The organism is Micromonospora sp. AMSO12t, from assembly GCF_008806585.1.
GTDB classification, from domain to species: domain Bacteria; phylum Actinomycetota; class Actinomycetes; order Mycobacteriales; family Micromonosporaceae; genus Micromonospora; species Micromonospora reichwaldensis.
Genome location: NZ_WAAS01000346.1, coordinates 1 through 5,806, shown reverse-complemented (window position 1 = coordinate 5,806; position 5,806 = coordinate 1). Strand labels below are relative to the sequence as shown.

Here is a 5,806-nt window from a genome sequence, read left to right as displayed (position 1 = left end):
CACGCCGACCCCGTCCCGCCCGAGCCGGACGCCGTCGGCGACCCCCTCGGCGACGCCCTCGCGTACGCCCACCTCGATCGCGCCGTCGGCCCCCGCCATGACCGCCCGCTACCGGACCGTCTCGACGAGGCTGCTCGGCTTCACCGGCGAGGTGGTCGTCGACAATCCCGGCAGCGCGGCGGTGGACGGCTGGACGGTGGTCGTCACGCTGGCCGAGGGCGGCTCCCTGACCGACGTCAGCGGGGCGGAGCACCGGCGCGACGGGCAGGTCGTCACCTTCACCGGGCCGCCCGTGCCGCCCGGCCGCTCGCGGACCTTCACGTTCGCCGTGCGCGACGTCGACCAGCTCACCAGGGCGCCCGAGGACTGCTCGATGGGCGACGACCCCTGCGCGGGCCTCTGACGCCGTCGCGCGTCCCCGTGGTGCCGGGCCGCGCTGTTAGGATGGGCGCGAGTGATCAGGACAGGGAGACCAGACGTGGCGGGTGACGACGACATCTCCGGGTGACACCGGAAGTGCCCGGCCAGCGGCAGGCGTTCGACCGCCGCCGTGGCCGTGGTCCGTCGTCTTCGAATCCCGTCCCCAGGGCGCCCGGCGCGCCCACGTCACCCCGAGGGTCTCCGCATGTCTGACGCGTTCATCATCTGTTCCCGCCTCTCCTTCTCCTGGCCGGACGACACCCCGGTCTTCGAGGGGCTGTCCTGCACGGTGGGCGCCGGCCGCACCGGCCTCGTCGCGCCGAACGGCGCCGGCAAGACCACGCTGCTCAAGCTGATCGCCGGCGAGTACCAGCCGACCGGCGGCTCCGTGACCGTCGACGGGGTGCTCGGCTACCTCCCGCAGAGCCTTCCGCTGGCCGGCGACCTGACCGTTGCCGAGGTCATGGGGATCGCGCCGGTGCTCGGGGCGCTGCACGCCATCGAGGCCGGGGACGCCGACGAGGAGCACTTCAGCACGATCGGCAACGACTGGGACATCGAGGAGCGCACCCGCGCCCAACTGGACCGGCTCGGCCTCGACGACGTGTCCCTCGACCGGCCCCTGCACACCCTCAGCGGCGGCCAGGTCGTCTCCCTGGGCCTGGCGGCGCAACTGCTGCGGCGGCCCGACATCCTGCTCCTCGACGAGCCCACCAACAACCTGGACCTCGACGCCCGCCGCAAGCTGTACGCCGTGCTGGAGGACTGGAACGGTTGCCTGCTGCTGGTCAGCCACGACCGGGCGCTGCTGGACCGGATGGACCGCATCCTCGAACTCGACCGGAGCGAGGTCCGCTCCTACGGCGGCAACTTCACCGCGTACGAGGAGGCGGTGCGCGCCGAGCGGGAGGTCGCGGAGAAGAACGTCCGCCACGCCGAGCAGGAGGTCAAGCGGGAGAAGCGGGAGATGCAGCAGGCGCGCGAACGGGCCGAGCGCCGGGCCGGCAACGCCGCCCGCAACCTGAAGAGCGCCGGCCTGCCGAAGATCTTCGCCGGCACCATGAAGCGGGGCGCCCAGGAGTCGGCGGGCCGGTCGAACGAGACGCACGCCGCGCGGGTCGGCGACGCCAAGGCCCGGCTCGACGAGGCGGGCCGTGCCCTGCGCGACGAGCAGCGGATCACGCTGGAACTGCCCGGCACCAGCCTTCCGGCCGGTCGTACGGTCTTCCACGGCGAGGGGATGCAGGTCCGCTACGGCGGGCGCGCCCTGTTCGCCGGTGCCGGCGTGGACCTCACGATCCGGGGGCCCGAACGGATCGCGCTCACCGGTCCGAACGGCGCCGGCAAGTCCACCCTGCTGCGTGTGGTCAGCGGCGACGTGCAACCGGAGGGCGGCCGGACCAGGCGGGCCGACGGCCGGATCGCCTACCTGTCCCAGCGGCTGGACCTGCTGGACCTCGACCGCACGGTCGCGGAGAGCCTGGCCGCGTACGCGCCCGCGATGCCGGAGGCGCAGCGGATGACCCTGCTCGCCCGCTTCCTGTTCCGGGGCTCCCGCGCCCACCTCCCGGTCGGGGCGCTCTCCGGCGGCGAGCGGCTCCGCGCCACCCTGGCCTGCGTGCTGTTCGCCGAACCGGCGCCGCAGTTGCTCCTGCTCGACGAGCCGACCAACAACCTGGACCTGGTCAGCGTCGGCCAGCTGGAGAGCGCGCTCGACGCGTACGAGGGTGCGTTCGTGGTGATCAGCCACGACGAACGGTTCCTCGCGGCGATCGGCGTGGACCGCTGGCTGCGGCTCGCCGACGGCCGGCTGCGGGAGACCGGCGCCCCCGCCGGCCTCGCGCCGGAGTCGTGACCGGGGGCCGTCAGCCGATGCGGTACTGGTCGCCGTAGACGGCGAACACCAGCGGCGTGTTCAGGTCGAAGTTGCCGTTGTTGAGGAAGACCCGCTGCGCGGTGTCCACGCGGGAGGTGTCCGAGTGGGCGGGTTCCTTCCTCATCTCGGCGACCCGCTCGTCGAGGAAGGCGTGCAGCCAGGTCCGCTCGTCGCCGCCCTGGGCCGGGGGCTTTGCCCGGGCCAGGGCGCGGCTGCGGATCGCCCGCATGCCCTCGTAGCCGTGCATCACCGCCGCGTCGTAGTAGGCGAACTGCCCGAGCGCCCGTACGCCGTCGGTCTTGCCGTCGCGGACCGAGGGGTTGAAGTAGACGCGGTCCCGCTCGGCCTCCTGCGCGGCCCGGAACACGGGGTCGGCGGCGGCGGTGCGCCAGTCGCGGGGGAAGTACGGGTCGAGGCCGGCGTGCGAGTCGCTGCCGTCGACGGCGCGCAGCGCGGGCAGGTAGCCGGCCAGCACGTTGCCGGGCTTGGTCCGCGTGTACGCCTCCACGAGTTCGAGCATGTCGCCGGTGCCGGAGCAGAAGCCGATGATGCCGGCGGTGTAGCCCCGCCCGTCGCCGATGTCCTCGATGTAGGAGAACTGCGCGCGCCAGTCGAGCGAGGAGTTCTCCGCCGCCGACACGAGCTGCATGGCGACGTCCTTCTTGGCCGGATCGTCGAGGGCAGCGCCGGCCGGCGCGGACGGGGTGGGCGTGGCGCCGCCGCCGGGCAGGGTCCACCGCTGGTTGGCGGTGCCGGAGCAGCTCCAGATCTGCAACCGGGCACCGTTGGCCGTGCTCCAGTCCGTGACGTCGAGGCACTTGCCCGAGCCGGTGTTGACCAGCGTGCCGTTGCTGGCGGTCCACTTCTGTGCGCCGGTGCCGTTGCAGTCGTACAGCTGCACCTTGGCGCCGTTGGCGGTCGACGCGGCGGTGACGTCCAGGCACCTGCCGAGTGCGCGGACCGATCCGTCGGCGTTGCCGACCGTCCAGACCTGGGCCGCGGTGCCGTTGCAGTCCCAGAGTTGGATCGGCGTGCCGTTGGCCGGGTTGGCCCCGGCGACGTCGACGCACTTCCCGCCGAGGCCGGTGACGGGCCCGGCCGCCGCGGCGCTGGCCGAGGGCAGGCCGTAGCCGATCGCGGCGACGGTGACGGCGAGGGCGCCCGAGAGCTGGGCGACGGTCCGCTTGCGAGGCATGGCGCTCCTCGGGTGGGATGGCGGCGCGCCGCCTCCGGTCGGTGGGCCAGCGGCCCCGTGGGATGGCCGGACGGCCACCAGGAACTTCAGGAAACTGTATTTACAAATAGCAGTGTGTCGATTGGCTGTCAAACGTCGAGGCCGGTCACCTCTGGGGCAGGTGGCACCCGACGTGGCACGATGCGGGGTGGGCCCGAGCAGGGGAGGCGGCAGTGTCGATGCCCGTTGCCGAGCTGAGTGAGCTGCGACGTCGCCTGTCGCGGGTGATCCTCGTCCATGTCGCGCTCTCGGTCGGGTTCGCGCTGCTCGCGGCGGGCGGCGTGTCGTCGCCCGCCGGGCGGGCGGGGGCGTTCGCCGTGCCGTGGCTGGTGATCGGGGCCGCCGGCGGGCTCGGTGCGTCGCTCATCGCCGCCGCCGCGTGGCAGCTGCGCGCGGGCCTCACGACGGGGCGGCCGCCGGGGAGCCGGTGGGCCGTGCGGTGGGAGGCGTCGGCCCGCCTGGCCACGGCGACACCGGCGGCGGTGGCGCTTGCCGCCGGTGTCGCCGTGGCGCCGGCCGGGTCGGAGCGGGGATTCGTGATCGGGGTGGACGCGGCCCTCGCCGGCGCGCTCGCGCTGTTCGCGCTGGCGGCCGGCGACGTTCGCCGGGCAGCCCGTTCGGCGGAGCGGGCCGCCGCGTCGCCGGTATGACGATTCCGTTATGCCGCATATCGGCGACCCCCGCTCTAGCATTCACGTACATCGATGACCGGCGGTGGCACGCCGCCGGACAACCCCAGGGAGTGCGTGTATGTTCCGACGACAACTGCTGCACGCGGCGACCGCCGCGCTGGCGGCGGTGCTGGCCGCAACCGGAATGCAGGTTGCCACCGGCGCGAGCGCGTCCGCCGCCGACACGGGCGCGTCCGCCGCCCGGACCGTCTACTACGACGCGAGCCGGGCCGGCGAGTTCCGCACCAACTTCGACCAGGCCGCGGCCATCTGGAACAGCCGGGTCAGCAACGTCCAGCTGGTCGCCCGTACGCCGGGCAACGTCACCATCTACGTCGACAGCGGCTGGCCGCGCGCGCAGGTCACCAGCCTCGGCGCCGGCCGGGTCTGGATGGGCTGGACCGCCGTCAACCAGGGCTACAACCGCACCCGCATCGCCACCCACGAGCTCGGCCACATCCTCGGCCTGCCCGACCGGCGTACCGGACTCTGCTCCGACCTGATGTCCGGCAGCAGCGCGCCGGTCTCCTGCACCAACGCCAACCCGAGCGCCGCCGAGGCGTCCCGGGTGAACCAGCTCTTCGCGGGCGGCCTGGCCGCGTCGGAGGTGCCCACCGGGACGTTCACGTGGAACGACACCGACGACATCTCGCCGCAGGTGGTCAACGGCCGGCCGGCGAGTGAGAACTACCCGTGGATGGTGTACGTCTCCGGCTGCACCGGCACCCTGATCAAGGCCAACTGGGCGGTCACCGCCAAGCACTGCGGTACCCCCTCCTCGGTGCGGGTCGGCAGCGTCAACCGCAGCAGCGGCGGCACCGTCGTCTCGGTGACCCGGGCGGTCAACCACCCGAGCGTCGACGTGAAGCTGCTCCAGCTGTCCAGCTCGGTCAGCTACGCCCCGGCGCCGATCCCGACCACCTCCGGCGCGGTCGGCACCGCCACCCGGATCATCGGCTGGGGCCAGACCTGTGCTCCCCGGGGCTGCGGCAGCGCCCCGACGGTCGCGAACGAGCTGGACACCTCGATCGTGGCGGACAGCCGCTGCCTCGGCATCAACGGCCCGTACGAGATCTGCACCAACAACACCAACGGCAACGCGGGCGCCTGCTACGGCGACTCGGGCGGCCCGCAGGTGCGCCGGATCAACGGGGCGTGGGCCCTGATCGGCGCCACCAGCCGGGCCGGCAACAACAACTCCACCTGCGCCACCGGCCCGTCCATCTACGTGGACCTGCCGTCCATCCGGTCCTGGATCAACACCCAGGTCGGCGGCCTGCCGGCCTGACCCACCCCGCTACGGGGGACGCCGCGTGCGGCGTCCCCCGTAGCGTCGTCACCCCGGTCGTACCGCCGGGGCGTCACGCGGCGACCACCCGGAGTGCGGTACGGTGCCTGGCACATCGACCCCTTTCCGAGGTGAACCATGCGTGTCGTGGCTGCGCTCGCCCTGACCCTGGCGCTCGCTCCCGCGCCGACGCCGACGGCCTCCGGCGGGCCGGTCGGTGACCTGCTCGGCGGCGTCGGGCGGGTCGTCGACGACCTGCTCAAGGGGGGTGGCCGGGCCACCCCGGGGACCTCCCCGACGCCCGTGCCGTCCAGCTC

Annotated in this window: 5 protein-coding genes and 1 pseudogene; 5 read left to right on the top strand and 1 reads right to left on the bottom strand. The window is 73.5% G+C overall.

Annotation, left to right across the window (positions count from 1 at the left end):
* Positions 1-97 precede the first annotated feature (97 nt).
* Both F6X68_RS29925 and abc-f read left to right on the top strand, forming a co-directional pair.
* Positions 98-403 carry a cellulose binding domain-containing protein gene (locus F6X68_RS29925; protein ID WP_151457386.1) on the top strand — a complete coding sequence of 102 codons (306 nt, stop codon included), beginning with the start codon at positions 98-100 and terminating at the stop codon, positions 401-403.
* A 222-nt stretch (positions 404-625) separates the two neighbouring features.
* The gene (gene abc-f / locus F6X68_RS29920) at positions 626-2,275 is read left to right on the top strand and encodes a ribosomal protection-like ABC-F family protein (RefSeq protein ID WP_151457385.1); all 1,650 of its coding nucleotides are present in this window, start codon (positions 626-628) and stop codon (positions 2,273-2,275) included.
* A gap of 10 nt (positions 2,276-2,285) precedes the next feature.
* Here abc-f and F6X68_RS29915 read toward each other — a convergent pair whose 3' ends face one another.
* A complete protein-coding gene (locus F6X68_RS29915; RefSeq protein ID WP_151457384.1) occupies positions 2,286-3,491 on the bottom strand; it encodes a chitosanase in 1,206 nt (401 codons plus the stop codon).
* Positions 3,492-3,703: 212 nt separating this feature from the next.
* On the opposite strand from F6X68_RS29915, the gene F6X68_RS29910 reads away from it, so the two are divergent.
* The 3 genes and pseudogenes from F6X68_RS29910 to F6X68_RS34920 all read left to right on the top strand — a co-directional run bounded on the left by F6X68_RS29910 (position 3,704) and on the right by F6X68_RS34920 (position 5,489).
* Positions 3,704-4,180: a hypothetical protein gene (locus F6X68_RS29910; RefSeq protein WP_151457383.1), complete on the top strand. Its 477-nt coding sequence runs from the start codon at positions 3,704-3,706 to the stop codon at positions 4,178-4,180.
* Positions 4,181-4,280: 100 nt separating this feature from the next.
* A pseudogene (locus tag F6X68_RS34925) lies at positions 4,281-4,781 on the top strand (snapalysin family zinc-dependent metalloprotease); the annotation flags it as partial.
* A 12-nt stretch (positions 4,782-4,793) separates the two neighbouring features.
* Entirely contained in the window at positions 4,794-5,489 is a 696-nt protein-coding gene (locus F6X68_RS34920) for a trypsin-like serine protease (RefSeq protein ID WP_370519009.1), read from the top strand.
* Positions 5,490-5,806 lie beyond the last annotated feature (317 nt).

What these genes read in the sequence shown, in the direction of transcription:
- F6X68_RS29925 (WP_151457386.1), top strand. Translation starts at nt 98, where the DNA reads ATGACCGCCCGCTACCGGACCGTCTCGACGAGGCTGCTCGGCTTCACC.
- F6X68_RS29915 (WP_151457384.1), bottom strand. Translation starts at nt 3,491, where the DNA reads ATGCCTCGCAAGCGGACCGTCGCCCAGCTCTCGGGCGCCCTCGCCGTC.
- abc-f (WP_151457385.1), top strand. Translation starts at nt 626, where the DNA reads ATGTCTGACGCGTTCATCATCTGTTCCCGCCTCTCCTTCTCCTGGCCG.